This window comes from Micromonospora terminaliae (assembly GCF_009671205.1).
In the GTDB taxonomy this organism is placed as follows: Bacteria; Actinomycetota; Actinomycetes; order Mycobacteriales; family Micromonosporaceae; genus Micromonospora; species Micromonospora terminaliae.
Genome location: NZ_CP045309.1, coordinates 4,075,504 through 4,099,950, shown reverse-complemented (window position 1 = coordinate 4,099,950; position 24,447 = coordinate 4,075,504). Strand labels below are relative to the sequence as shown.

Genomic DNA, 24,447 nt, shown 5'->3' with positions numbered 1-24,447 from the left:
ACAGAAAGCGGGTATACCTCAAGTTGTAGTAGAGGTGCTACATTCTGCGGCATGACTGCGGTCGAACTGCCGGGAGTCGCCACGGCTCCCCACCCGCCCGACGAGGATCTGGTCCTCGACGTCCGCGACCTGCGCATGCGGTACGGCACCGTCGACGTGCTGCACGGAGTCGACCTCGCCGCCCGGCGCGGCGAGGTGCTCGCCCTGCTCGGCCCCAACGGCGCCGGCAAGACCACCACCATCGAGATCCTGGAGGGCTTCCGGCTGCGGTCGGCCGGGTCGGTCCGGGTGCTCGGCGTCGACCCCGGCCGGGGCGACGAGCGCTGGCGCGCCCGGCTGGGCGTGGTGCTCCAGTCCTGGCGCGACCACGGCAAGTGGCGGGTCCGGGACCTGCTGGCCCACCTCGGCGACTTCTACGCGCCGTACGCCACCGGCCGGATCGCGCGGCCGTGGCCGGTCGACGACCTGCTGGACACGGTCGGCCTCACGGCGCAGGCGAACCAGCGGGTGGCCCGGCTGTCCGGCGGCCAGCGCCGCCGGCTCGACGTGGCGGTCGGCATCGTGGGCCGCCCGGAGCTGCTGTTCCTCGACGAGCCGACGGTCGGCTTCGACCCGGCCGCCCGCCGGGAGTTCCACGAGCTGGTGCACCGCCTCGCCGACCTGGACGAGACGACCATCCTGCTCACCACGCACGACCTGGACGAGGCCGAGAAGCTGGCCGACCGGATCGTCATCCTGGCCGGCGGCCGGATCATCGCCGACGGCTCGCCGGACGAGCTGTCCCGCCGGGTCGCGGGCGACGCGGAGATCCGCTGGACCCGGGACGGCGAGCGGTTCGTGCACGCCACCGCCGACGCCACCGGCTTCCTGCGCGACCTGCTCCGCGAGCACGGGGACCGGGTGCAGGAGCTGGAGGTCCGCCGGGCCAGCCTGGAGGACGCGTACATGGCGCTGGTCTACGAGGAGGAATCCGGTGTCCGGAGCGGCCGGGCCGACCGGGTGTGGCAGCAGGGGAGTGACCGATGAACCCGACCATGGCGGCCGTCCGGGCCGGTTTCCGGCGCGGCGGGATCGAGCTGCGCAACACCTTCAGCAACGGCCAGGACCTGTGGAACTACGCCTTCCCGACGGTGGCACTGCTGGTCACGATGTTCTTCATGCGCGGCGCGACCGTGCCCGGCACGTCCTTCTCACTCGGCGCCCGCACGCTGCCCAGCGCGCTCGGCATGGGCCTGGCGTTCGGCGGCATGCTGGTCCTCGCCTCGCAGCTCGTCATGGAGCGTGAGGAGGGCACGCTGCTGCGGGCCAAGGCCACCCCGAACGGGATGCTCGGCTACCTGATCGGCAAGGTCACCCTGATGTCGACGGTGGCGCTGCTGAGCATGCTCCTCCAGCTCGTCCCCGCGCTGTTCTACCTCGACGGGCTCCGGGTGACCAGCGCCTCGGCCTGGTTCACCCTGCTCTGGGTGGCGGTGCTCGGCCTGGTCGCGACCCTGCCCATCGGCGCGGTCCTCGGCGCGCTGATCGAGAACCCGCGCAACTTCGGGCTGATCATGCTGCCGAACATGGGCCTGATCGCCCTGTCCGGCATCTTCTATCCGATCAACGGCTACCCGGGGTGGCTCCAGGGCATTGCGCAGGTCTTCCCGATCTACTGGCTAGGGTTGGGCATGCGCTCGGCGCTGCTGCCCGACGACATGGCCGCCGTCGAGCTCGGCGGCTCCTGGCGCCACCTGGAGACCTTCGGGGTGCTCGGGGCGTGGGCGGTGCTCGGGCTGGTGCTGGCCCCCGTGGTGCTGCGGCGGATGGCCCGGCGCGAGTCCGGCTCGCGGGTGGCGGCCCGCCGCGAGCGAGCCATGCAGCGGGTCGGATGAGAGGGCGCCGATGAGCGAGGTCGTGCACAACCGGATCGCCGTGCTGCGCGCCGAGCGGGGGATCTCCCGGCGGCAGCTCGCCGACGCGCTGGGCGTGCACTACCAGACGGTCGGCTACCTGGAGCGGGGCGAGTTCCGGCCCAGCCTGCACCTGGCGCTGCGGATCGCCGCCTACTTCCAGGTGCCCGTCGAGGTGGTCTTCTCCATCGAGCCGTTCCCGCGGATCGGCGACGCCGCCACCGGAGCCGGCCGCACGGCGTGACCGGGGGCGGGCGGTGTCCGCCACACGCCCGTCCCCCCGACCGCCGGATCGTCGGTCCGGCAGGGCAGGATGTACGCCGAGGAGGTGGCGGAGATGGCGGGGCGGATCCGGGACGAGGACATCGCGCTGGTCCGCGAGCGCACCTCGATCGCGGAGGTCATCTCCGACACGGTGACGCTCAAGTCGGCCGGCGGGGGCAACCTCAAGGGTCTCTGCCCGTTCCATGACGAGAAGAGCCCCTCGTTCAACGTCTCGCCCGCCCGCAACGTCTGGTACTGCTTCGGCTGTGGGGCCGGCGGCGACGCGATCAAGTTCCTCATGGACGCCGAGCACCTGAGCTTCGTCGAGTCCGTCGAGCGGCTCGCCGCCCGCGCCGGCATCCAGCTGCGCTACGTCGAGGACGACCGCTCGGCCCCGCGTCCCCGCCCGCAGCAGGGGCAGCGCCAGCGCCTGGTGGCCGCGCACGCGGCGGCCGTCGAGTTCTACCGCGCCCAGCTCACCACGGCCGGCGCCCGGCGGGCCCGGGAGTTCCTCGCCCAGCGGGGCTTCGACCGGGCCGCCGCCGAGCGCTACGGCTGCGGCTTCGCCCCCGACGCCTGGGACCTGCTCACCAAGCACCTGCGCCAGCAGGGCTTCACCCACGACGAGCTGGTCACCGCGGGGCTGTCCCGCCCGTCCCGCTCGGGCAGCCTCATCGACCGGTTCCGCCGCCGCCTGATGTGGCCGATCCGCGAGATCACCGGCGACGTGATCGGCTTCGGCGCCCGCAAGCTCTTCGACGACGACGACGGCCCGAAGTACCTGAACACCCCCGAGACCCCGATCTACAAGAAGTCGCACGTCCTCTACGGCATCGACCAGGCCAAGCGCGAGATCGCCAAGCAGGGCAAGGTGGTGGTGGTCGAGGGCTACACCGACGTGATGGCCTGCCACCTGGCCGACGTGCCGACGGCGGTGGCGACCTGCGGCACCGCGTTCGGCGCCGACCACATCTCCGTGCTGCGCCGGGTGCTCTTCGACAGCGACGAACGGGCTGGCGAGATCATCTTCACCTTCGACGGCGACGCCGCCGGCCAGAAGGCGGCCCTGCGCGCCTTCGAGGACGACCAGCGCTTCGTCGGGCGCACCTTCATCGCGGTCAGCCCCGACAACATGGACCCGTGCGAGCTGCGCCTGGCCAAGGGCGACCTGGCGGTCCGCGACCTGGTCGCCCGGCGCGAGCCGCTGGTCGACTTCGCGCTCCGCCACATGATCAACCGGTTCGACCTGGACACCGTCGACGGCCGGGTGGAGGCCATGCGCCGGGCCGCCCCGCTGGTCGCGAAGATCAAGGACCGGGAGAAGCGCCCCGAGTACGTCCGCAAGCTCGCCGGCGACCTCGGCATGGAGATCGAGCCGGTGCAGCGCGCCGTGCTGGCCGCCGCCAACGGGCAGGCCGCCGGCGCGGCGGCCGCCCCGGCCCGCCCCGCCCCGGCCGCGCCCACCGTGGACAGTCCGCTGTCGATGGTCGAGCGGGAGGCGCTGAAGCTCGCCCTCCAGGAGCCGGTGCTGGCCGGCCCGATGTTCGACGCGGTCGAGGCGGCCGCCTACCGGCACCCGGTGCACGCCGCGCTCCGAGCGGCCATCGCCGCGGCCGGCGGGGTGGCGACCGCGGCGGGCGGCGCGGTGTGGATCGAGCAGGTCCGCGACGCCTGCGACGACCTGGCGGGCCAGGCGCTCGTCGGCGAGCTGGCGGTGGAGCCGCTGCGCATCGACGGCGAGCCGGACCCGCGCTACGTCTCGATCACCATGGCCCGCCTGCAGTGGGGCTCGGTGACCGGCCGGATCAAGGACCTGAAGTCGAAGATCCAGCGGATCAACCCGGTGAGCAACAAGGACGAATACTTCGCCCTGTTCGGGGAGTTGCTCTCGCTGGAACAGCACGCGCGGGCGCTGCGCGAGCAGGCCGCCGGAGGGCTCTAGATGGGACTGTTCAGCCGCAAGCCGAAGCTGCCGCCCGCCGACCGGCCCCCGCTGGGCGCCGACGAGCGGGTGCTCGCCTGGGCCGCCGTCGGCAACGGCGAGGGCGACGGCGTCGTGGTGGCCAGCAACCTCGGGCTCTGGCTGCCCGGCCGGGGCGAGCGGATCGGCTGGCACGACATCCTCAAGGCGGTCTGGTCCGGTCGCGAGCTGACCGTCACCCCCGCCGATCGGGTCGCCGAGCGGGACGGCTACGTCGTGGTCGCCGACTGCCCGGCCGAGACCTACCTGCTGCTCGACCCGGGCGACCTGCCGCACCAGGTGCGGGCCCGGGTCACCCGCTCGGTCGCGTACACCGCGCACCACCCGGTGCCCGGCGGCGCGGGGCGGATCGCCGCCCGGCGGGTGCCGGGTGTGGACGGGCTGACCTGGACGGTGCGCTACGACCCGGGCACGCCCACCGACGACGATGCGGTGGCCGCCGAGACCGACCGGCTCGTCGCCGCGGCCCGGGCCGCCACGGCCCCCGCCAACCTCTGAGCCTGGTCGAGCAGCTCAGCGTCGGTCGCCCCGCTTGTGCTTGGTGCGGATCCGGAACCCGGCACCGCCCGGGCCGGGCGCACCGGGACGGGGACGGGGCCGCGGCTTGCGCGGAGGGAACCAGCGCTGGAACGGGACGCGGGACAGCAGCAGCGGGACCGCCACGACCAGGATCGCGAACCCGGCGACGCCCAGCCCGCCCTGTATGCGGCCCCGGTGCCCGCTGAGCTGGTCGAAGTCGGTGACGAAGTCGTCCGGGTCGGCCGGGTTCACCCAGATCGGCACCTCCTCGCCGACGGACCGGCACACCTCGACGCAGCCGACCTCCTGCTCGTACGTCCGGCCGGCCAGCCCGTACCGGAAATACATGGTGGTCGACGAGCTGGTCCGGTTGCCGCCGCGCTTCGTCACCTGGTCGTAGACGACCGCCCGCGCCGGCACTCCGGTCTCCCGCAGTTCGGTTCCCCAGCGGTCGAGCGCGTACTGGGTGTGGAACGGCAGCCACAGCAGCGCGCCGCCGGCCAGCACCAGCAACACGCAGCCGAGAGTCGCCAGGGCCGACGAGTGGCGCGTCATGATCACGCGAACAGCATGGCGGGAAGACGCAACCCCGGGCGGAGGCGCCACCGTCAGCCGCTGCGATACCAGCGGGCCGCACCCGGGTGCAGCGGGATCGGGTCGGTGGCGGCGGCGCTGTCCCGGGTGAAGTTCGCCGCCTCCGGATGCACCCTGATCAGCTCGTCCTGCCAGGTGAAGAGCACCCGGGTCAGGTCGTACGCGAGCTGGTCCGGCATGTCCGCCGCCACCAGGATCACGTTCGCGACCGTGATGGTCGGGGTGGCCGCCGGGGTCCCGTAGATCTCCTTGGGCAGGGTGGCCGTCGTGTAGACCGAGCCGTAGCGGGCGGCCAGCGGCTCGATCAGCTCGGTGAGCGGGAGCAGCCGGAACACCCCGGGCGCGCCGGAGAGCAGGTCCTTGATGCCCGGGGTGGGCAGGCCGCCGGAGAAGAACATGGCGTCCAGGCTGCCGGCCCGCATCCGCTGCACGGTCTCCGGCAGCGACAGGTTGAGCCGCTGGATGTCCCGGCCCGGGTCGATCCCGCCGGCCGTGAGCAGCCGCCCGGCGATGATGTCGGTGCCGGACTTCGGTGAGCCCGTGGAGATCCGCTTGCCGCGCAGGTCGGCGAAGCTGCCGATCTTCCCGTCGGCGCGGACGATCACGTGGGTGTAGTTGCTGTAGACCCTTGCCAGCGCGCGTACCGGCTGCGCCTGGCCGTCGAACGCACCCCGGCCGCTGACCGCGTCCGCGGCCGTGTCGGCCAGGCTGAAGGCGATCTCCATGTCGCCCCCGGCCAGCCGGGTGATGTTCTCCACCGACGCGCCGGTCGGCTCGGCCCGCGCCTCGTACCCGGGCAGGTGCCGGCTGATCAGGTCGGCGTAGCCGCCGCCGAGCTGGTAGTAGACGCCGGTGGTGTTGCCGGTGGCCAGGAAGATCCGGCCGTCGTGCCAGGCCCGGGCCTCCGTGTCGGCACCGCCACAGCCCGCCGCCAGCGCGGCGAGCAGGAGCGCGGCGACCAGCCGCAGCGGGCGGCCGGTCACCGCCGGGCCGCCGGTTCCAGCGCCTCCGCCACCCGCTGGACGAGCGTCGCCGTCTCGTAGCCGATCTGGCCCAGGTCGCAGCCCGGCGCGGCGAGCACGCCGAGCAGCGCACGTTCGCCGACGGCCATCACCAGCATCACCCCGCCGTCCATGTCGACGATCTGCTGGCGTACCCGGCCCGCGGACATCAGCCGGGCCGCGCCCACGGTCAGGCTGGCCAGCCCGCTGATCACCGCGGCGAGCTGGTCCACCTGGTCGGGCGCGAGGTCGGGGGAGGCGGCCAGCCGCAGGCCGTCCTCGGACACCGCGAGGGCGTGGGACACGTCCGGCACCTGCTCGGCGAAGTTCGCCAGCAGCCAGTCGAGCCCGGCGGTCACGGGTGTGGTCATGGGTTTCTCCCGGTGGGTGTGGTGTTCGGGGCACGGCGCATCGCGCTGGCCACCCCCTCGGCGAGGGCGGACAGGCGGGCGCGTACCACCTCGGGGTCGAGCAGGTCGTCCGCGGGCCGGGGCGGCGGGGTGGTGGTGGGCGGCGGCGCGGGAAGCTGACCGCCCCGGGTCCGGCGCGGCAGGCCCGCGCCGGTGGTCGGCGGTGAGCCGGCCGGCCGGATCCGGGCGGCGCTCGGCGCCAGCAGGGCGGCGCCGGGCGGGCGTACCGCGGCGACGCCCCGGACGGCGACCGGTGCGCCGGCGGCCGGGGCGGGCTCCTGGCCGGCGGGCGGCGGAAATCCCGGCGTGGCCGGGGCGGGCTCCTGGCTGGCGGCCGGCGGCCGGAACTCCAGTGTGGCCGGCTCGGGCGCCGCGGTGACCAGGTCGGCCGGCCGCGACGGCGCCGGGCCGGCGGCGCGGGGCCGGAACCAGGCCGCGCGGACGGTCGGACGGGCTACGGCGGCCGGCCGCCGGGTCACCGACTCGACCCGGGTGAGCGCCGACTCGGGCACCTCCACCTGGGCGACCGTGCCGCTGGCGGTGTGGTGCAGCTGCACCCGGATGCCGTGCCGGGCGGCCAGGTGGGCCACCACGTGCAGGCCCATGCTGCCGGCCGCGGCGCTGGACAGCGTGGCCGGCGCGGCGAGCCGCTCGTTGATGGTGGTCAGCCGGGTCTCGCTGATGCCGATGCCCTGGTCGTGCACCCGCAGGGTGAGCCCGTCCACCGTGCGCCGCCCGTCGACCAGCACCCGGGCGTCCGGTGGGGAGTAGACGGTGGCGTTCTCCAGCAGCTCGGCCAGCAGGTGCACCAGGTTGCCGGCCGCCGCGCCGTGCACGGCGGCGGTCGGCACGTCGATCTCGACCCGCGGATAGTCCTCGATCTCGGAGGCCGCCGCCCGGACCACGTCGTCCAGGAGCAGCGCGCCCTCGTGCCCCCGGCCGGGCTCGCCGCCGGCCAGCACCAGCAGGTTCTCCCCGTTGCGGCGCAGCCGGGCGGCGAGGTGGTCGAGGGCGAACAGCCGTCCCAGCGCGTCCGGGTCGGTCTCCTCCCGTTCGAACTCGTCGAGCAGGCGCAGCTGGCGGGTGATGAGCGTGCGGATCCGCCGGGCGAGGGCCTCGGCCATCCGGGTCACGTCCAGCCGCAGCTCGGCCTGCTCGCCGGCGAGCCGCAGCGCGGCCGTGTTGACGGTGTCGAACGCCTCGGCCACCTGGGCCACCTCGTCGCGGCCCCGGCGGATCCCGTCGGTGAGCCGGGTGGCCGTGCCGGGGGCGGGCGCGCCCTCGCCCGCGGCGATCGCGGTGATCCGCTCCGGCAGTTCCCGGTTCGCCATGGTGAGCGCGGCGACCCGCAGCCGGCGCAACCGCCGGCTGGTCCGGACGGCCAGCAGCACGGCGGTGACCAGCGAGCCGAGCGCCACGGTGCTGGTCGCCCCGGCCGTGAGCAGGGCCCGCTGCCGGGCGGTACGGGCCAGCGCGGCGGCGTCGCGGTCCAGCCCGTCGGACAGTTCCCGGCCGAGCAGGTTGTAGCGGCGGATGGTGCCGCTCTGCGCCACGTACCAGGCGTCGCCGTCGGTCTTCAGCGACTCCGGCGCGCCGTCGCTGTCGAGCACGCCGTCGCGCATCCGCCGGGCGGTCTCCACGTCGGCGCCGTCCACGAGGCGGTACCACGCGGCGTTGGCCGGCCCGGCGGCGATCCGGAGGAACTCGGCCTGGCGCTGCTCGCGGGCGCCCCGGAGCCGGCCGAGCCGGGCCAGTTCGCCCCGGACCAGCGCGCCCCGCACGAACACCCCGCGCAGCAGGTCGCGTTCCAGCGCCGAGAGGTGCTCCTGGGCGGCGACCGCGGCCACCTCGCGGGCCTCGTTCGCCAGGTCGGCGTCGCGGAGCTGGGCGGGCAGCGCGTCGGCCACGGCGAGCAGCGACTCGACGAGCGTCGCGTACGCGGGATCGCCCCGGTCCCCGCCCAGCGCCAGGTCCCGGGTCGGGGCGAGCTGGCCGAGCCGCCCGTCCGCGTCGTCGAGCACCGGGGTCAGGTCCGGGGCGGCCCGCCGGGCGTCCGTGCTGGCCGAGCGGTACCGGTTGACCGCGGCGTCGACCCGGCGCCGCTGCGCGTCGACCAGCGGCCGGCCGGCGGTGCCACCGCGCTGGCGCAGCGCCGCCGTCTCGCCCAGTTCGCGTTCCAGCTCGTGCACCAGCCGCACGGTGGCGGTGGCGGTGCCGGCGAGCACGCGGGCCCGGTCGGCGTCGGCGGAGGCGTCCAGCGCGCCGCCGGTCTGTGCGGCGCCGAGCACCACGAGGCCGGCCGTGGCCACGAGGATCGGCGCGAGCAGTTGGACCCGGACCGACCGGAGGCGCCCGGTGCGGTCCGCGGGCCGGTGATGGCGGCGTACGCGGGCGGGGTGGGGCAGCGGCACGGGGGTCTCCCGGGTCGTTGTCGGGGGTGCCGGGCCCGGACGGCGTGTCCGGGCCCGGCTCGTCGGATCAGCGCGCGCCGAGCTCCGTGAGCGCCCGGTCCGCCCCGCGGTGCAGCCCCACCGGGTCGGTCTTGCGGGCGTTGGTGAGGTCGATGCCCTTGGCGGCCGGGTTGGCCTGGGCCAGGGTGTCCTTCTTCTCGAAGACCGTCTTCGTGATCACGCAGGCCACGTCGGCGTCGAGGTTGTCGCGGACCAGCAGCACGTTCGGCACCACGATGGTGGGCACGTCGGCGGGGGTCCGGTAGACGTCCTTGCCGATGGTGCCGGCCTGGTACGCCGGGTTCAGCTCGGCCATCTTCGGCAGCAGCGGGCTGATGTCGAGGAACCGCACCTTGTCGCCGGCCGTGGTGAACAGGTCGGTCAACCCGCCGGTGGGCACGCCGCCGGACCAGAAGAAGCCGTCGATGCTGCCGTCCTTCATCCCGTCGACGGTCTTGGTCAGGTCGAGCCGTTGCGCCTGGACGTCCTTGGCCGGGTCCAGCCCGGCGGCGGTGAGCAGCCGGTTGGCGATGACCTCGGTGCCGGACTTGGGTGACCCGGTGGAGATCTTCTTGCCCTTCATGCCGGCCACCGAGGTGATCCCCGAGTCGGCCCGGACGACGACCTGGGTGTAGTTGTCGTAGATCCGGGCCAGCGCCTTGACCGGTTGCGGGGAGCTGAAGCTGCCCTTGCCCTGCACGGCGTTGACGGCCGTGTCGAAGAGGGAGAACGCCACGTCGTACTGGCCGGCCACGAGCTGCTCGACGTTCTGCACCGAGGCGCCGGTCTCGGCCGCGGTGCCGGTGAGCTTGCCCCCGCTCGCCGCGGCCAGCTGGCCGGCCAGCGCGTTGCCGACCGGGTAGTAGACCCCGGTGGCGTTGCCGGTGGCGATGCCGACCCGGGTGTCCTTGGTGACCTTGCAGGTGATCTCGCGGGCGGCGTCGTCCTTGGCCGCGCCGTCCTGACGGCCCCCGCATCCGGCGGCGCCGGCCGCGACCAGGGCCAGCGCCCCGAAGCCCGCGGCGATCCGCACGTCGATCCGTCTCACTCTCTCTCCTCCCGGTGGTCCACCAGTTCAGGGACCGACGGGCCGCCGGCGCGACCGGCGGAGCCACGTCGGACGAGCACGCCCGCGACGGCCAGCGCGGCGAGCACCGCGCCGACCGCGACGGGCAGGGGTTCCAGCCAGAGCAGCACCAGCCCGGCGACCGCGCCGAGGATCCGCTCCGGCGTGCCGGCCGGACCGACGCCGGGCAGCCAGCCGCCCGCCGCCACCGCCAGCACGGTGACACCGAGCGCCGAGACGACGCCGGCCACCGCGATGCGGCCGGCCCCGCCGATGCCGAGCAGGCCGAGGCCGGTCGGCGTGATCACGAAGGCGATCGGGATGAGGTACGCGGGCAGCGCGTACCGCAGGGTCTGCCACATGGTCGGCACCAGCCGGCCGCCGGTGACCGCGGCGGCGGCCACGGCGGCGAGCGCGGTCGGCGGGGAGACCTCGGACAGCACCGCGAAGTAGAAGACGAACATGGCCGCGGCGGGAGCGGCGACGCCGAGGTGCAGCAACGCCGGGCCGATGATCACCCAGCCGATCACGAAGGACGCGGTGACCGGCACGGCCAGCCCGAGCAGGGTGAGCGCGACCGCGGCGAGCAGCGCGGTGAGGGCCAGCACCACGGCGGGCTCCGAGCTGACCGCCTGCGCCCCGCCGACCAGCAGCGCGGCGGCCTGCGGGCCGAGGCCGGTCTTCGTGGTGGTGGCCGTGATGATGCCGGCTGCCGCGCAGACCGCGCTCACCGCGAGCACCCCGCGTACGCCACCGCTGAGCGCCGCGACGAGGCGGCCCGGGGTGAGCCGGTGCCGGCGGTCCAGGAAGGACAGCGCGGCGGCCAGCACGGTGGCGATCACCACGGCCCGGGTCGCCGAGGCCCCCATGGCGAGCACCACGATGATCACGATCAGCGAGAGGAAGTGGTAGCCGAAGCGGAGCAGCAGCCGCCCGGCCGAGCCGGTGTCGATGACCACCGGGCGGACCCCGGAGCGCCGGGCGTCGATCTCGACGGAGAGCAGGATGCCCAGGTAGTAGAGGATCGTCGGCACGGTGGCCCAGCCGAGCACCTGCAGGTAGGACACGCCCAGGTACTCGGCGATGATGAAGGCCGCGGCGCCCAGCGTGGGCGGGGACAGGATCGCGCCGACGCCGGCGGCGGCCAGCATGCCGCCGGCCCGCTCGGCCGGGTAGCCGGCACGGCGCAGGATGGGCCAGGTCACCGCCCCGATGCTGACGGTCGTGGCGGCGCCGGAGCCGCTGACCGTGCCGAGCAGGAAGCCGGAGGCGACCGCCGTACGCCCGGCGGCGGTGCGGGAGCGGCGGAACGCGGCGGCGGAGAGCTCGACGAAGAACCGGCCGGCGCCGGAGAGGTCCAGCACCGCGCCGTAGATGGTGAACAGCACGATGTAGGAGGCCGCCACGTCCAGCGGCGTGCCGTAGAACCCGCTGTCGGAGTTGTAGAACGCGTCGACCAGCTGCGCGAAGTCGAGGCCGGCGTGGGCCACCGGCCAGGCCTGCGGCAGCAGCCCGCCGTAGTAGCCGTAGGCGAGGAACAGCAGGCAGACGGCCGGGAGGATCCAGCCGGTGGTGCGCCGGCACGCCTCCAGCAGCAGGAGCAGCAGCACGGTGCCGAACACCACGTCCATCGGCACCAGCAGGCCCTGCCGGTCGAGGAACGCGTCGTAGCCGCCACCGCCCGCACCGAGCGTCACCGGCAGCACGGGATAGAGGCAGGCCAGCAGCGCCACGGCGGCGAGCAGCCAGTCGGCCGGGCGGGGACCGCGCCGCTCCGCCGGCTCGTCGCCGGCCGCCCGGCGACGCAGCCGCAAACCCGAGGGGTACGCCAGGAACACCATCGGCAGTACGCCGGCGAGGAAAATGATGAGGTAGTACTTGCTGCCCTGCGGAAGCGGAAAGAACACCTGCCAGAGAGCGAGCAGGGCGACGGCCAGAGTGATGCCGGTGAACAGCAGCGCGACCGGTCCGGAGAGCACGCGGCCCGGTTTCTCGTCCTCGAACCGGGCCGCCAGTTCCCGGGTGTCGTGGCGGGTCTCCGCGGGCCCGTCGTCGGCCCACACCGGGTCGGTGACCGCGCCCTCGTCGCGCGGGAGCGGCACCGCAGCGGTGTCCTTTTCGGACACCGGAGATTCCGCCGTGGGCGGACGGGACGGCGGGGGAGTGGCGTCGGAGGGGCGAACGGGCGGCACGATCGGGGACGATACGCGAATCGTCTACATCATGGGAACATTGCCGGGCATGATTGCTTTGAGTGACCGGAATGAAGGTCGAATCACTCACCGCACGCCGATTCCGAGCGGCCTTCACAATTGTCGCGGGAAAGTCGCAAATGGCGTCCCACCCCCGCGCCGGTCGGCCCGCGCCCACCGTTAACCGGTCGAGCCTGTCGGACCCGGCGGCTAGGGTCGGCCGGTGACCAGCAGGCAACCACTCATCCAGGCGCGGGGGCTGGTGAAGCGGTTCGGCGACTTCACCGCCGTCGACGGCATCGACGTCGAGGTGCGCCCCGGCGAGGCCTTCGGCTTCCTCGGCCCCAACGGCGCCGGCAAGTCCTCCACCATGCGCATGATCGGCTGCATCTCGCCGCCCTCGGGCGGGGAGCTGCGCATCCTCGGCCTCGACCCGGTCCACGACGGCCCGGCGATCCGGGCCCGGCTGGGCGTCTGCCCGCAGCTCGACAGCCTCGACCCCGAGCTGACCGTCCGGGAGAACCTGACCACCTACGCGCGCTACTTCGGCATCCCGCGCCGGGTGGCTCGCGAGCGGGCCGCCGAGCTGCTCGACTTCGTCCAGCTCACCGAGCGGGCCGAGAGCAAGGTCGAGCCGCTCTCCGGCGGCATGAAGCGGCGGCTGACCATCGCCCGCGCGCTGGTCAACAACCCCGAGATCGTGCTGCTCGACGAGCCCACCACGGGGCTCGACCCGCAGGCCCGGCACCTCGTCTGGGAGCGGCTGTTCCGGCTCAAGCAGCAGGGCGTCACGCTCGTGCTCACCACCCACTACATGGACGAGGCCGAGCAGCTCTGCGACCGGCTCGTGGTGATGGACGGCGGCCGGATCGTCGCCGAGGGCTCGCCCCGGGCGCTGATCGAGCAGCACTCCACCCGCGAGGTGGTCGAGCTGCGCTTCGCCGCCGAGTCGCAGGAGCCGTTCGCCGGCAAGCTCGGCGGCCTGGGGGAGCGGGCCGAGGTGCTGCCCGACCGCATCCTGCTCTACGTGCCCGACGGCGACGCCGCGGTCGCCGAGGTCACGGCACGCGGCCTCGTCCCGGCCAGCGTGCTGGTCCGGCGCAGCAGCCTGGAGGACGTCTTCCTCCACCTCACCGGGCGCACCTTGATCGACTAAGGTGGCGAATCCAGGGTGGATGGTTGACGGGGGCGTTCGACAATGACGGTTCTGCCGCGGCGTCAGGCCGGGCTCACGGCGCTCTACCTCGGCGTGTTCGCGGCCGTCTGGTTCAGCGTCCCGAAGGCCGACCCGCCGTTGCGGTCGCTGCTGGTGGTGGGCAGCGTCGTCGCGCTGCTCACGGCGGCCGTCGGCGCCGTGTTCGTGGCCCGGGCCGGGCGGCCGGCCGCGGGCGAGCGCGACCGTTCCGCCGACCGGCGCTACGGGCTCGTCGTCGCCGCCGAGGTCGTCGTCGGCCTGGTCGGCGTCCTGATCCTGGCCGCCGCCGGGCTCACCGGCTACATCCCCGTGCTGGTCTGCGCCGTGGTCGGCATCCACTTCGTGCCGCTGGCGCCGGTGCTGCGCGATCGGCTGCTGGTGCCGCTCGGCGTGGCCGTCACGCTGGCCGCCCTCGCCGGCCTGGTCGTCGATCTCGTCTCGGGGGTGTCGGCCGGGCTGGTCGTCGGCACCGGAGCGGGCACCCTGCTCCTGGCCTACGCGGTGCTCGCCCTGTTCCGCACGCGCGGCCGCGACCACCAGGCCGTCGGAGCTGAAGCCGAGCGCCGCCTCGCCTGACCACCCGGCCGGCGGAAGCTGTGCCGTTTGTCCGGCCCGACCACGGGTAACCGCGGCCAGCCGACCGGACGACTGGGCAGAGGTAGGGCAGGACCATGAGCGGAGACGAACAGTACGAGCGAGGTCTGGAGGCGCTGCGGGAGGCCGACAGCGGCGCCGGGCAGAAGCTGCTGGAAGCCCTCGCCGACGTCTCACCCGAGCTCAGCTACCGGTCGGTCGCCTGGTCCTACGGCGATCTCTACGTCCGGCCCGAGCTGGCGCGCCGCGACCGGGAGCTGATGTGCCTCGGCGTCCTCACCGCCCTTGGTGACACCGGATCCCAGCTCGAGGTGCACGTCAACGGCGCGCTCAACGCCGGACTGACGCCGTCCGAGATAGTCGAGGCGCTGCTGCAGGCGGTCGTCTACTGCGGGGTGCCGCGCGCGGTCAACGCCACCCTCGTCGCCAAGAAGGTCTTCGCGGAGCGCAACCTCCTCCCGGTCCGCCCCACTCCCGCCCGCTGACCCGGCGCCGCCGTCCGCCGCCGCCGCCGTCGATCAAGAGGTTTGCGTCGCCCTTCACGAGAATTTCGACGCAAACTTCTTGATCAACACGCTGGCGGGCCGAGGTGTCGCGCGGCGGCCGACCGTCGACGGGTGTCACCGCGCGCGGGCCCAGGTGACGAAGCGGTCGGCCAGGCGCTGCGGCGTGTTCCGCCCGTGCGCGTCGGCGAGGTCGGCCGTCGCCTCGCAGAGGAGCGTGCCGAGATGGACCAGGAGGGCGATCCGGTCCTCGCGATACTCGCCGAGCAGCGCGAGCCGGGCCGGCGAGCACGGCCACGGGGCCCCGCAGGCACGGCAGCGCCAGGAGGGGCGTGCCGCGACGTGCGGGCGGTAGCGGGGCATCAGCGCACGTCCTCCTCGCCGCGGTGCGGCTTCGGGCGGCCGAACCTGAGTCGCATGAGCTGGGCCTCCGTCGTGGGATGGGGGTGCCCGCGCACCTCGTCGTGCGCGGGCACCCCCGGCCTGGTTCCGCCCGCCGTCCGGTGCCCGTGAGCGGTTCCGCTGCGTGACAGTCTGGTGATCAGACGACTACGGTGGGAGATCCCGCGCGCCGACGACCAGGGCGTACGGCGGCCGGCCCGGAGCGGTACGAGGATGTACGGAGGCTGTCCGTGGACCGTTCGTCCATGCTGGACCACTTCGCCGAGGAGTTGCGCCTCGCCCGCGCCACCAGTGGGCTGTCGCAGAGCGCGCTGGCCGAGGCCCTGAGCTACTCGGGCGCCCTCGTGGCCAAGGTGGAGACCTGCGAGCGCCGGCCGGGCCTCGACTTCGCTCGCCGGTGCGACACGGTGTTCGGCACGGACGGGCGGTTCGAGCGGATCCAGCGGCGGATCAGCCGGGAGACGGTGGTGCCGTGGTTCCGCGACTGGGCCGGCATCGAGCAGGAGGCGACCGCGCTTCGCTGGTTCGAGCCGCTCTACGTGCCGGGCCTGTTGCAGACGGAGGGCTACGCGCGTGCCGTGCTGGCCGGGGCCGGCCTGTTCGCGCCCAACGAGATCGAACAGCAGGTGACGGCGCGGCTCGACCGGCAGAGCGTCCTCACCCGCGACCGGCCACCATTGTTCACCGCCGTCGTCGACGAGTACGTGCTGCGCCGCCGGGTGGGCGGTCCGGAGGTGATGCGCGAGCAACTGGCGCACCTGGTCAAGCTCGGCCGCACGTTGACGCGGGTCCGAATCCAGGTCGTGCCGCTCTCCGCCGGGGCCTACGCTGGGCTCGACGGTCCCTGCGTGATCGCCACCTCGACCGGCCAGGAGGACGTGGTCTACCTGGAGGGTCAGCGCCATGGCCAGGTGGTGGACCGCGCCGAGTTCGTGCAGCAGATGGTCGAGGTGTGGGAAGCGATCCGGGGTGAGGCACTGTCGCACCAGCAGTCCCTGGACCTGATCTCGGAAGTGGCGGAGACATGGATCTGACCGGCGCCCGGTGGCGCAAGAGCACCCGCAGCAACGGCAGTGGCGGCGCCTGCGTGGAGGTGGCCGGGAACGTGCCCGGCGTGGTCGCCGTGCGCGACTCCAAGGACCCTGCCGGTCCCGTGCTGACCTTCGGCCCGGCCGCGTGGCGCGCGTTCCTCACGCGGGTCGCCGGGCGGCCGTAGCTGCCCGACCTCGCGGAAACCACGCGGGTCGCCGCCCGCCCGTAGCTGCCCGACCTCGCAGAAACCACGGCGACACCGTCCGCCGCCCGTCGTAGGGTGACCGGCGGCCTGTCGTACCCGAGGGGTAGGAAGGCCGACGTGGGCGGAGAACGGGGGTGGTCCACGTGACCGTGGTGGAACGGTCCGGCCGGGCGCTGCCCCGGGTGCCGGCCCTGGCGGTGCTCTCGCACCACCTGGTCGGCTACCGGCGCACCTGGCGGGCCGGCGTCTTCTCGTCCTTCCTGCTGCCGGTGCTCACCGTGCTGGGCTTCGGGGTCGGGGTCGGCGCCTACGTCGACCAGGGCGTGGGCGGGGTGCCCTACCTCGACTGGCTGGTGCCGGGCCTCATCGCCTCAACGGCCTTCCAGGTCGCCGTCGCCGAGTCGACCTGGCCGGTGCTCAGCAACTTCCGCTGGATCCGCACCTACCACGCGCAGGTCGCGGCGCCGCTGCGGGTCGGCGACATCCTGGCGGGGCACCTCGCCTTCGTACTGTTCCGGGTGGTCACCAGCACGCTGGCGTTCCTGCTGGTGACGGCGCTGTTCGGGGCGCTGCGCTCGCCCTGGGCGGTGACCGTCCCGCTGGTGAGCCTGCTGCTGGGTCTCGCGGCCGCCGCGCCGACCTTCGCGTTCGCCGCCGCGGTGCCGGGCGACAGCTACCTGGCGCTGCTGTTCCGCTTCGCGATCATCCCGATGACCCTCTTCGCCGGGGTGTTCTTCCCGGTCGAGTCGCTGCCGGGCGGGCTTCGCGCGATCGCCTACGCGACTCCGCTCTGGCACGCGGTCGACCTGTGCCGCGCCGCCACGCTCGGCGTTGCTCCGCAGTGGTCGGTCACCGGCCACCTGCTCTACCTCGCGCTCTGGGCAGCCGCCGGCTGGTGGCTGGCCCGGCGCGTATTCCAGCGTCAGCTCGTCGTCTAGGGGAAGGTTGTCGTGGTCGCTCTCGTCCTGCCCCGGCTGGTCAACACCGCGGGCGCCCGCCGCTCGGCCTCGGTCGCCGAGCGCAACTTCACGGCCCTGCGCAGCGCCTACTGGCTGGTGCTGATCTCCGGATTCCTGGAGCCGGTGCTCTACCTCTTCTCGATCGGCGTCGGGGTGGGCGCGCTGGTCGGCGACCTGACCCTGCCCGGCGGCCAGGTGGTCTCCTACGCGGCGTTCGTGGCCCCGGCCATGCTGGCCTCGTCGGCGATGAGCGGCGCGCTGTCGGAGACCACCTTCAACTTCTTCGGGAAGATGAAGTACATGAAGCTGTACGACGGGGTCATCGCGACCCCGGTGCAGCCGTTCGAAATCGCCCTCGGCGAGCTGGGCTGGGCCATGGTCCGTGGCAGCCTCTACTCGGCCGCGTTCCTGCTGATCATGGTGGCGATGGACCTGACCACCGCCGGCCGGGCACTCGCCGCGTTCCCGGCCGCGGTGCTGGTCGGCTTCGCGTTCGGCGCGCTCGGCATGACCGTCTCCACGCTGATGCGCAGCTGGCAGGACTTCGACCTCATGGGGTCGGCCCAGTTCACCCTGTTCCTCTTCTCCGGCACCTTCGTCCCGGCCGAGGCCTACCCGGCGGTGCTGCGCTGGCTGGTCGAGGTGACCCCGCTCTACCGGTCGGTGCACCTGATCCGGGGCATCTGCGTGGGCGGGTCCGGCTGGTCCTGGCTGCTCGACGTGGCCTACCTGCTGGCGCTGACCGTCGGCATGCTCGCGCTCGCCTCCGGGCGGATGAGCAGGCTGCTGTACAAGTAGGTGGTTAACCGGCCCTTCCCTCGGGGCATGTCCTGGGACGACACAGACGACGAGGGAGGGGCGATGGCCGCCGACGAGTCTTCCGCCCGGCACGGGCGCGACCGCACCGGGCCGGTGGGCCCGGACGAGGGGCCGGACAGCCCCACCGACCTGTCCCGCACGGGCTGGGTGGCGACGCTCAAGCGCACGGTCCGGGAGTTCCAGGACGACAGCCTGACCGACTGGGCCGCCGCGCTCACCTACTACGGCGTGCTGTCGATCTTCCCGGGAATGCTGGTGCTGGTCTCCGTGCTCGGCCTGCTCGGGACTCGGGCGACCCAGGGGATCAAGGACACCGTGGACCAGGCGGTGCCCGAGGAGAGCGTCCAGAAGATCATCGAAAGCGCCATCGACCAGGCCGGCGCGTCCGGCGGGCTGGCCAGCCTCGCGGCGATCATCGGTGTGCTGGCCGCGTTCTGGTCGGCCTCGGGCTACGTCGCCGCCTTCATGCGCGCCTCGAACAGCATCTACGACGTGCCGGAGGGGCGGCCGATCTGGAAGACGCTGCCGATCCGGCTCGGCGTGACCGCCGTGATCGGCGTGATGCTGCTGATCAGTGCGGTGATCGTGGTCTTCACCGGTGGCCTCGCCGAGCAGGCGGGCAACGCCATCGGGCTGGGCTCGACCGCCGTCACGGTGTGGAACATCGTCAAGTGGCCGGTGCTGCTGGTGCTGGTCAGCCTGATGTTCGCGATCCTCTACTGGGCCTCGCCCAACGCCCGGCACGGCGGCTTCCGGTGGGTCAGCCCCGGCGGGATCCTGGCCGTGGTCATCTGGCTGGTCATCTCCGGCCTGTTCGCCCTCTACGTGGGCAATTTCGCCTCGTACAACAAGACCTACGGCGCGCTGGCCGGTGTGATCGTCTTCCTGGTCTGGCTCTGGCTCAGCAACATCGCCATCCTGCTGGGCGCGGAGTTCGACGCCGAGTTGGAGCGCAGCCGCGCCATCGCGGCCGGGCACCCGGCCGACGAGGAGCCGTACGTCGAGCTGCGCGACGACCGCAAGCTCAAGAAGAAGCGCAACGCCGCCAGCCGCCGCTGACCAGCGACGATCCGAGCCGCCCCCGCCGCGCTGGACGCGGCGGGGGCGGCCCGCTTTTCATGATCCACTCTGTGCTTTTGCTCAGATGGACAAAAGTTTCCGCCAGATGTGCCGAAGCTATGGACATGTGACCTGGAAGACTCCTACTGTGTCGGACACGACACATCGCCAGCGCGTCGATGTGCACGACTCCGATGCGGAGGTGAGTCCCGGTGCGGACGATCGACCCGCTGCACGTCCAGCTCCTGCGCACGCTCCGGGACGAGGGCCCCGTCTCCCGGGCGGAGCTCGGCGACCGCCTCCAGATGCCCCGGCCGCGCCTGCTCGCCGAGCTGGAGCGCCTGGTCAACCTGGGCTACGTGGCCGAGGCCGGGCTGGCCGCCTCCCGGGGCGGCCGCCGGTCCACCCTGGTCGAGCTGAGCCCGCACCTGCGCTTCGCCGCGGTCGACCTGGGCGCCAGCTCGATCGACGTCGAGGTGGTGAACGGCCGGCTCGAGCCGGTGGCCGCCTACACCGAGGCCGCCGACATCCGCTCCGGCCCGAAGGTGACCCTCCAGCGGGTCAACGAGCTGCTGCACAAGGCCAGGGTGGACGGCGCGTACGAGCGGCTCGACGCCATCGGCATCGGCGTGCCGGGCCCGGTCAGCTTCCGGGACGGGGTGCCGGTCTCGCCGCCCATCATGCCGGGCTGGGACCGCTTCCCCGTGCGGGAGCTGCTCACCCGCGAGCACGGCTGCCCCGCGGTGGTCGACAACGACGTCAACATCATGGCGATCGGCGAGCGGCACGGCGGCGTCGCCCACTCGGTGGACGACTTCCTGTTCATCAAGATCGGCACCGGCATCGGCTGCGGCATCTACCTCAACGGCGAGGTCTACCGGGGCACCGACGGGTGCGCCGGCGACATCGGGCACATCCAGGTCGAGCCGAACGGTCCGATGTGCTCGTGCGGCAACCTCGGTTGCCTGGAGGCGGTGTTCAGCGGGGCCGCGCTGGCCCGGGCGGCCACCGCGGCGGCCCGCGCCGAGGTGTCGCCCGCGCTCGTCGAGCGGCTCGCCGAGAAGGGCGCGGTCACCGCGCTGGACGTGGCGCAGGGGGCGGTCGAGGGGGACGTCACCTGCATCCAGCTCATCCGCGACGGGGGCCGGCGGGTCGGCAGCGTGCTGGCCGGCCTGGTCAGCTTCACCAACCCGTCGATGATCGTGATCGGTGGCGGGCTCGCGCAGCTCGGCCACATCCTGCTCGCCGAGATCCGCAGCGTGGTCTACCGCCGCTCGCTGCCCCTGGCCACCGGCAACCTGCCGGTCGTCCTCTCCGAGCTGGGTCCCCGCGCCGGCGTCGCCGGCGCCGCGGTGCTCGCCAGCGACCTCGCGTTCGGCGAAGCAGCGTGAGCGCGAGGAGTGAGCCGGGTTTGCGAGCCCCGCAGTCGCGAACTACGGAGGCGCTGTGAGCGCGACGAGTGAGCCGGGAGGCGTCATGAACGACAGCGAGGAGGCCGAGGTGACGAACGAACCGCTCGTCGAGGCGCCCGCCGACACCGTCGCGGGCGAGGTGGTCCTGCGCCTCACCGACGTGGTCAAGACCTTCCCCGGCGTACGCGCGCTGGACGGCGTGCAGCTGGAGGTGCGGGCCGGCGAGGTGCACTGCCTGCTCGGGCAGAACGGCGCCGGCAAGTCCACCCTCATCAAGGTGCTCGCCGGGGTGCACCGGCCGGACTCCGGCGAGGTGGTGTGGCGCGGCGAGCCGGCGACGTTCGCCAACCCGCAGGCCGCCATGCGGGCCGGGATCGCCACCATCTACCAGGAACTCGACCTGGTCGAGGACCTGTCGGTGGCGGAGAACGCCTTCCTCGGCCACGAGCCGCGGCGCCTCGGCTTCGTCCGGCGCGGGCACATGGCCCGGCGGACGCGGCAGATCCTGGCCCGGCTCGGCCACCCGGAGATCCCGCCCGGGCGGCTGGTCCGCCACCTGCCGGCCGCCGGCAAGCAGATCGTCAGCATGGCCCGGGCGCTCTCGCACGAGGCCCGGCTGATCATCATGGACGAACCGAGCGCCGTGCTCGCCCACGACGAGGTGGGCAACCTGTTCCGGATCATCCGGGAGCTCACCGCGCAGGGCATCGCGGTCATCTACATCTCCCACCGCCTCGAGGAGATCCGCGAGATCGGCGACCGGGTCACCGTACTCAAGGACGGCCGGACCACCGCGGCGAACCTGCCGGCCCGCGAGACGCCGACCCGCGACCTGGTCGCCCGGATGACGGGCCGGACCATCGAGTACGTCTTCCCGGACCGCCCCGCCGACGACCCCGCGGGCGACGAGCTGCTGCGGGTCGACGGGCTGACCCGGCACGGCGAGTTCGCCGACGTCTCGCTCGACGTGCGGGCCGGCGAGATCGTCGGCATCGCCGGGCTGGTCGGCTCCGGCCGCTCGGAGCTGCTGGAGACGATCTACGGGGCCCGCCGGGCGCAGGCCGGCACGGTCCGGATGAGCGGGCGGATCCTGCGCCCGGGCAGCGTCGGCGCGGCCGTGCGGGCCGGCATGGGGATGGCCCCCGAGGAGCGCAAGAGCCAGGCGCTGCTGCTCGGCGAACCGATCTACCGCAACGTCACGCTGGCCACCTTCGGCCGGTACGCCCGCCTCGGCTTCACCGACGCCGGGCGGGAACGGGCGGCGGCGGACCGGATCGCCACCTCGCTGGACCTGCGCCCCCGGGACGTCCGCCGGGCGGTGCGCACCCTGTCCGGCGGCAACCAGCAGAAGGTGGTGGTCGGCCGGTGGCTGCTCGGGAACACCCGGCTGCTGCTGCTCGACGAGCCGACCCGGGGCGTGGACGTGGGCGCCCGGGCCGAGCTCTACCAGGTGATCCGGGAACTCGCGGCGCGGGGCGTGGGGGTGCTGCTGGTCTCCAGCGAGGTGCCCGAGGTGCTCGGCCTGGCCGACCGGGTGCTGGTGATGCGGGAGGGCCGGGTGGTCCGCGAGGCCCCGGCCGGCGAACTAGACGAGAACACCGTGCTCGACCTCGTCATGGCGGGGTCCCTCATGGAAGGCGCGCCAGCATGAGCGACACGACACCCACGGCGGCGCCGGAGCGGGCGGCGGGCCTGCCGGCCCAGTCACCGCCGGTCGACCCGGCCGAGACCGCGAAGGCCGACACGTCGGCGCGGCTCTCCTGGTGGCGCGGCGACGGCGGGGAGGGCGCCAAGCGCAACATCGGCCTGCTGGCCACGCTGGTGGTGCTGGTGGTCATCGGCATCCTCACCCGCCCCGACCTCTACGGCGACGCGAGCTGGGTGTGGGGCAACACGCTCACCATCCTGAAGCTGGCCTCGGTGGTCGGTGTGGTCACCGTCGGCATGACCTTCGTGATCATCGGCGGCGGCATCGACCTCTCGGTCGGCGCGATCGTCGCGCTCGCCGGGGTCTGGTGCACCACGCTCGCCACCCAGAGCTACGGCGCCGGCGGCATGATCTTCAGCGCGCTCACCGTCGGGCTGGCCGTCGGCGTGGTCAACGGCCTGCTCATCTCGTACGGGCGGCTCGTGCCGTTCATCGCCACGCTGGCCATGATGGTCGCCGCCCGCGGCCTCGCCGCCGAGATCTCCGACAAGCAGACCCAGGTCTCCAACGACACCTTCATCAACGGCATCGCCAGCACGAACGTGCTCGGCATCCCGCTGCTGGTCTACATCCTCGCCGCGGTGGTGCTGGCCGGTTGGGTGCTGCTGAACCGCACCACCTTCGGCCGCCGCACGGTGGCCGTCGGCGGCAACCCCGAGGCGGCCCGGCTCGCCGGCATCAACGTCCGCCGGCACACCGTGCTGCTCTACGCGCTCTCCGGCCTCTGCTGCGGCATCGCCGCGATCATGCTGACCGCGCAGGCCACCTCCGCCCAGGCGGCGATGGCCAACCTTTACGAGCTGGACGCGATCGCCGCCGCGATCATCGGCGGCACGCTGCTCAGCGGCGGGCGGGGCACCATCATCGGCTCCCTGCTCGGGGTGATCATCTTCTCCACGATCACCAACCTCTTCGCCATCAACGGCCTCTCCACGGAGGCCCAGAACATGGTCAAGGGCGGCATCATCGTCGCCGCCGTCCTGGTCCAGCAGGTGCAGTTCCGCAGCCTCTCCCAGTTCCTCGCCCGCAACCGCGCCACCACCACCTGATCCCACCGCGCCCGCCAGACCGCCGTCCCCGCGACGGTGGTCCGGCTCCCCGCACCCGAAAACACCCCACCACCTCATTTCAGGAGGCCGTCATGACAAGTGACCTGTCACGCCGCCGGCTGCTCTTCGGCGGGGCCGCGCTCTCCGCCGGCGTGCTCCTCGCCGGCTGCACCAGCAACGAGCAGGCCCCCACCGCCGCCCAGACCAAGGCCGCGGCGACCGGCGCCAACAACGAGCCGGGCAAGAAGGTGACCATCGGCTTCTCCGCCCCGGCCGCCGACCACGGCTGGATCGCCGCCATCACCAACAATGCCAAGGCGCAGGCCGGCGCGTACTCGGACGTGGAGCTGAAGAGCGTGGAGGCCGGCGCGGACGCGGCGGCCCAGCGCGCGGCGCTGTCCACGCTGATCTCCCAGAAGCCCGACGTGATCGTGCTGCTGCCGCACGACGGCAAGGAGCTCAACGCGTTCGGCCTGGAGGCCATGAAGGCCGGCATCCCGGTGGTCAACCTGGACCGGGCCTTCCCCGACGCGCGGGCCTACCGGCTCCAGATCAAGGGTGACAACTACGGCATGGGGGTGGCCGCCGCCACCTACATCGCCGAGCAACTCAAGGCCAAGGGCGTCAGCAACCCGGTCATCGGCGAGATCCCCGGCATCGACTCGCTGGAGCTGACCCAGGAACGCTCCAAGGGCTTCGCCGACACGCTGGCCTCGCTCGGCCTCAAGGTGGCCAACCGCCGACCGGCCGAGTTCACCGCCGACTCGGGCCAGCAGGCTGCCACCGGCCTCTTCCAGGCCCTGCCGAAGATCGACGCGATCTGGAACCACGACGACGACCAGGGCATCGGCGTCCTGGCCGCGGTCAACCAGGCCAACCGCAAGGAGTTCTTCATGGTCGGCGGCGCCGGCTCGAAGAAGGCCATGGAGGACATCGCGGCCGACAACACGGTGCTGAAGGCCACCGTCACCTACAGCCCGTCGATGGCCTCCTCGGCCATCTCCCTGGCCCGCCTCATCGGCCAGGGCAAGGGCATGTCCGACCTGGTCGAACTCCAGGTACCGAAGGAGATCGTGCTCGCCTCCGAGACGATCACCAAGGAGAACGCGAGCAACTACCTGAAGCTCGGGTTCTGACACAC

Annotated in this window: 24 protein-coding genes; 17 read left to right on the top strand and 7 right to left on the bottom strand. The window is 73.3% G+C overall.

Features of this window, described 5'->3' with window-relative positions:
- Positions 1-51: 51 nt before the first annotated feature.
- The 5 genes from GCE86_RS18605 to GCE86_RS18585 all read left to right on the top strand — a co-directional run bounded on the left by GCE86_RS18605 (position 52) and on the right by GCE86_RS18585 (position 4,635).
- Positions 52-1,026, top strand: a complete 975-nt coding sequence (locus GCE86_RS18605; RefSeq protein ID WP_154228146.1) for an ABC transporter ATP-binding protein — start codon at positions 52-54, stop codon at positions 1,024-1,026.
- Positions 1,023-1,874, top strand: a complete 852-nt coding sequence (locus GCE86_RS18600) for an ABC transporter permease (RefSeq protein WP_154228145.1) — start codon at positions 1,023-1,025, stop codon at positions 1,872-1,874. The genes GCE86_RS18605 and GCE86_RS18600 overlap by 4 nt, the downstream gene beginning before the upstream one ends.
- Positions 1,875-1,884: 10 nt before the next feature.
- A complete protein-coding gene (locus GCE86_RS18595) occupies positions 1,885-2,136 on the top strand; it encodes a helix-turn-helix transcriptional regulator (RefSeq protein WP_091269251.1) in 252 nt (83 codons plus the stop codon).
- 69 nt (positions 2,137-2,205) lie between these two features.
- Complete coding sequence (gene dnaG / locus GCE86_RS18590; protein WP_154228144.1) at positions 2,206-4,098, top strand: DNA primase; 1,893 nt, start codon at positions 2,206-2,208, stop codon at positions 4,096-4,098.
- Positions 4,099-4,635: a hypothetical protein gene (locus GCE86_RS18585; protein ID WP_154228143.1), complete on the top strand. Its 537-nt coding sequence runs from the start codon at positions 4,099-4,101 to the stop codon at positions 4,633-4,635.
- Between the two features lie 15 nt (positions 4,636-4,650).
- Here GCE86_RS18585 and GCE86_RS18580 read toward each other — a convergent pair whose 3' ends face one another.
- From GCE86_RS18580 to GCE86_RS18555, 6 genes are all read right to left on the bottom strand, one after another.
- Entirely contained in the window at positions 4,651-5,211 is a 561-nt protein-coding gene (locus GCE86_RS18580) for a DUF3592 domain-containing protein (protein ID WP_154230578.1), read from the bottom strand.
- Positions 5,212-5,264: 53 nt separating this feature from the next.
- Positions 5,265-6,233: a TAXI family TRAP transporter solute-binding subunit gene (locus GCE86_RS18575; RefSeq protein ID WP_154228142.1), complete on the bottom strand. Its 969-nt coding sequence runs from the start codon at positions 6,231-6,233 to the stop codon at positions 5,265-5,267.
- Positions 6,230-6,622 carry a roadblock/LC7 domain-containing protein gene (locus GCE86_RS18570; protein WP_154228141.1) on the bottom strand — a complete coding sequence of 131 codons (393 nt, stop codon included), beginning with the start codon at positions 6,620-6,622 and terminating at the stop codon, positions 6,230-6,232. Before GCE86_RS18570 ends, GCE86_RS18575 begins: the two co-directional genes overlap by 4 nt.
- Positions 6,619-9,072 carry a sensor histidine kinase gene (locus GCE86_RS18565; protein WP_154228140.1) on the bottom strand — a complete coding sequence of 818 codons (2,454 nt, stop codon included), beginning with the start codon at positions 9,070-9,072 and terminating at the stop codon, positions 6,619-6,621. The genes GCE86_RS18570 and GCE86_RS18565 overlap by 4 nt, the downstream gene beginning before the upstream one ends.
- A 67-nt stretch (positions 9,073-9,139) precedes the next feature.
- Positions 9,140-10,159, bottom strand: coding sequence for a TAXI family TRAP transporter solute-binding subunit (locus GCE86_RS18560; protein WP_154228139.1), 1,020 nt, complete (start codon positions 10,157-10,159; stop codon positions 9,140-9,142).
- Positions 10,156-12,303: a TRAP transporter permease gene (locus GCE86_RS18555; protein WP_244317015.1), complete on the bottom strand. Its 2,148-nt coding sequence runs from the start codon at positions 12,301-12,303 to the stop codon at positions 10,156-10,158. Before GCE86_RS18555 ends, GCE86_RS18560 begins: the two co-directional genes overlap by 4 nt.
- A gap of 289 nt (positions 12,304-12,592) precedes the next feature.
- Here GCE86_RS18555 and GCE86_RS18550 point away from each other — a divergent pair, with 289 nt between their 5' ends.
- The 3 genes from GCE86_RS18550 to GCE86_RS18540 all read left to right on the top strand — a co-directional run bounded on the left by GCE86_RS18550 (position 12,593) and on the right by GCE86_RS18540 (position 14,643).
- Positions 12,593-13,525 (top strand): ABC transporter ATP-binding protein, encoded by a 933-nt coding sequence (locus GCE86_RS18550; RefSeq protein ID WP_154228138.1) that lies wholly within the window; start codon positions 12,593-12,595, stop codon positions 13,523-13,525.
- 42 nt (positions 13,526-13,567) lie between these two features.
- Positions 13,568-14,140, top strand: a complete 573-nt coding sequence (locus tag GCE86_RS18545; protein WP_154228137.1) for a hypothetical protein — start codon at positions 13,568-13,570, stop codon at positions 14,138-14,140.
- Positions 14,141-14,235: 95 nt separating this feature from the next.
- On the top strand, positions 14,236-14,643 hold the full coding sequence (locus GCE86_RS18540) for a carboxymuconolactone decarboxylase family protein (RefSeq protein ID WP_154228136.1): 408 nt from the start codon (positions 14,236-14,238) through the stop codon (positions 14,641-14,643).
- Positions 14,644-14,778: 135 nt separating this feature from the next.
- Here the strand turns inward: GCE86_RS18540 and GCE86_RS18535 are convergent, their stop codons facing one another.
- Complete coding sequence (locus tag GCE86_RS18535) at positions 14,779-15,024, bottom strand: flavin reductase (protein ID WP_154228135.1); 246 nt, start codon at positions 15,022-15,024, stop codon at positions 14,779-14,781.
- A gap of 269 nt (positions 15,025-15,293) precedes the next feature.
- Here GCE86_RS18535 and GCE86_RS18530 point away from each other — a divergent pair, with 269 nt between their 5' ends.
- From GCE86_RS18530 to GCE86_RS18490, 9 genes are all read left to right on the top strand, one after another.
- Positions 15,294-16,097: a helix-turn-helix domain-containing protein gene (locus GCE86_RS18530; RefSeq protein ID WP_244317014.1), complete on the top strand. Its 804-nt coding sequence runs from the start codon at positions 15,294-15,296 to the stop codon at positions 16,095-16,097.
- Positions 16,088-16,279, top strand: a complete 192-nt coding sequence (locus GCE86_RS18525) for a DUF397 domain-containing protein (protein ID WP_154228134.1) — start codon at positions 16,088-16,090, stop codon at positions 16,277-16,279. The genes GCE86_RS18530 and GCE86_RS18525 overlap by 10 nt, the downstream gene beginning before the upstream one ends.
- A gap of 164 nt (positions 16,280-16,443) precedes the next feature.
- Positions 16,444-17,238, top strand: coding sequence for an ABC transporter permease (locus GCE86_RS18520; RefSeq protein ID WP_244317013.1), 795 nt, complete (start codon positions 16,444-16,446; stop codon positions 17,236-17,238).
- Between the two features lie 12 nt (positions 17,239-17,250).
- Complete coding sequence (locus GCE86_RS18515; RefSeq protein WP_154228132.1) at positions 17,251-18,057, top strand: ABC transporter permease; 807 nt, start codon at positions 17,251-17,253, stop codon at positions 18,055-18,057.
- A 63-nt stretch (positions 18,058-18,120) separates the two neighbouring features.
- Positions 18,121-19,137, top strand: a complete 1,017-nt coding sequence (locus GCE86_RS18510; protein ID WP_167537053.1) for a YihY/virulence factor BrkB family protein — start codon at positions 18,121-18,123, stop codon at positions 19,135-19,137.
- Between the two features lie 212 nt (positions 19,138-19,349).
- The gene (locus GCE86_RS18505) at positions 19,350-20,528 is read left to right on the top strand and encodes an ROK family transcriptional regulator (RefSeq protein ID WP_154228130.1); all 1,179 of its coding nucleotides are present in this window, start codon (positions 19,350-19,352) and stop codon (positions 20,526-20,528) included.
- A gap of 85 nt (positions 20,529-20,613) precedes the next feature.
- The gene (locus GCE86_RS18500; protein WP_154228129.1) at positions 20,614-22,200 is read left to right on the top strand and encodes a sugar ABC transporter ATP-binding protein; all 1,587 of its coding nucleotides are present in this window, start codon (positions 20,614-20,616) and stop codon (positions 22,198-22,200) included.
- On the top strand, positions 22,197-23,306 hold the full coding sequence (locus GCE86_RS18495; RefSeq protein WP_154228128.1) for an ABC transporter permease: 1,110 nt from the start codon (positions 22,197-22,199) through the stop codon (positions 23,304-23,306). Before GCE86_RS18500 ends, GCE86_RS18495 begins: the two co-directional genes overlap by 4 nt.
- Before the next feature lie 92 nt (positions 23,307-23,398).
- Positions 23,399-24,442 carry a substrate-binding domain-containing protein gene (locus GCE86_RS18490; RefSeq protein ID WP_154228127.1) on the top strand — a complete coding sequence of 348 codons (1,044 nt, stop codon included), beginning with the start codon at positions 23,399-23,401 and terminating at the stop codon, positions 24,440-24,442.
- Positions 24,443-24,447 lie beyond the last annotated feature (5 nt).